We start from the raw sequence: 305 nt of genomic DNA, 5'->3' as shown, positions 1-305 counted from the left end.
ACCAGGTCAAACCCGAGGGTCTGGACCACGGGCGCTACCAACGGAAGGATGATCAGGGTGATCTCCACCCAGTCCAGGAAGAAACCCAGCAGGAATACCACAAACAGAATGGTGAGCACCACGCCATAGGGCCCGAAGGGCAACCCCAGCAACGCCTCTTCAATGACCTGGTCGCCAGCCAACCCGCGCAGCACCACCGAAAACGCCGTCGCGCCCAGGAAAATGGCAAAAATGAACGTCGCTGTGCGGGTTGTCTGCTGCATTGAGGAGTTGAGCACTTTCAGGTTCAGCCGCCCTGCCATCAG

Annotated in this window: 1 protein-coding gene; it reads right to left on the bottom strand. The window is 59.0% G+C overall.

All coding sequences use genetic code 11. The features are described 5' to 3' along the window. Positions 1–305: TRAP transporter large permease subunit (locus tag E5Q11_RS17615; protein WP_135804727.1), on the bottom strand; the 305-nt coding region annotated here is incomplete at both ends.

Origin of the sequence: Marinobacter confluentis (genome assembly GCF_004785685.1) — a bacterium.
GTDB classification, from domain to species: domain Bacteria; phylum Pseudomonadota; class Gammaproteobacteria; order Pseudomonadales; family Oleiphilaceae; genus Marinobacter; species Marinobacter confluentis.
The sequence above is the reverse complement of the archived record's forward strand: the minus strand, read 5'-3'. Positions and strand labels throughout refer to the sequence as shown.